Origin of the sequence: Parafrankia sp. FMc2 (assembly GCF_041008525.1) — a bacterium.
In the GTDB taxonomy this organism is placed as follows: domain Bacteria; phylum Actinomycetota; class Actinomycetes; order Frankiales; family Frankiaceae; genus Parafrankia.
Window position 1 is genome coordinate 1 of sequence record NZ_JBFLUG010000416.1, and the last position, 1,163, is coordinate 1,163.

Genomic DNA, 1,163 nt, shown 5'->3' on the forward strand with positions numbered 1-1,163 from the left:
TATTGTTTGTTTCAAGTAGATGATGGCATACGATCTCCTCTTGGGTCTGGTGGGGGGGAGGATGGGTGGTAGGGACAGGTGCCTACTGTGCCGGGCGGTGGGGTGTCAGAGGCTGGGGGGACGTCCTTCGTAGGGGGTGGACAGGACGACCATGGTGCGGGTGGAGACGTTGGCGGCGGCGCGGATCTCCTGCAGGAGCGCCTCGAGGGCGGCGGGGTCGGAGACGCGGACCTTGAGCAGGTAGCTCTCCTCCCCCGCGACGCTGTAACAGGCCTCGACGGCGGGCAGGTGGGTGAGCCGGTCGGGGGCGTCGTCGGGCTGGCTGGGGTCGATCTCCTTGATGGAGACGAACGCGGTGAGGGCCAGGCCGACCTGGGAGGGGTCGACGAGGGCCACGTAGGACGTGATGACCCCGCGCTGTTCGAGACGGCGGACCCGCTGGTGGACGGCGGACACCGACAGGCCGGTGGCACGTCCGAGGTCGGTGAAGCTCATCCGGCCGTCGCGGCACAGCAGCTGCACGATCTGACGGTCTAGATCCTCCAACACGTTCCGGAGGTTATGCACAGATCGGCGGATGGTGCCGGCGAGGCCTGGTCCCGTGGGGATCGGCTGTTGCTCGCGGACACCCCGTCGTTGTATTTCCGTGCCTTCCACGGGGTGCCGCGGTCGGTGCGGGCGCCGGACGGGATGACGGTGAACGCGGTGCGGGGGCTGCTGGACGTGCTGGCCCGCCAGATCGGTGAGCTGCGGCCGCGGCGGCTGGTGTGCTGTTTCGACGCGGACTGGCGGCCGGCGTTCCGGGTGGCGCTGATGCCGTCGTACAAGGCGCACCGGGTGGCGGGGCCACCGGCAGGCGCCGGGAACGCGGTCGGTGCGGCTGGTGTGGTCGTTGCGGGGGGCGAGGTGGCGGAGGAGGTGCCGGATGAGCTGGAGGCGCAGCTGCCGGTGATCGACGCGGTGCTGGACGCGTTCGGGATCGCGCGGGCGCAGGCGGCGGGGTTCGAGGCCGATGACGTGATCGCCACGCTCGTGACCCGGCACAGCGCGGGCGGGCCGGGTACGCCGGGTGGGCCGGTGGACATCCTGACCGGGGACAGGGATCTGTTCCAGCTGGTGGATGACGGGGCCGGGGTGGCGGTGCGGTACGCGGTGGAGAAGTT

General features: G+C 70.4%; 1 protein-coding gene and 1 pseudogene. One reads left to right on the forward strand and one right to left on the reverse strand.

The genetic code is table 11. The features are described 5' to 3' along the window. Positions 1-105: 105 nt before the first annotated feature. Positions 106-549, reverse strand: a complete 444-nt coding sequence (locus tag AB1460_RS37645) for an Lrp/AsnC family transcriptional regulator (RefSeq protein WP_026311539.1) — start codon at positions 547-549, stop codon at positions 106-108. 12 nt (positions 550-561) lie between these two features. Between AB1460_RS37645 and AB1460_RS37650 the strand changes: the two are divergent. Next, positions 562-1,163 (forward strand): annotated as a pseudogene (locus AB1460_RS37650) (flap endonuclease); the annotation flags it as partial.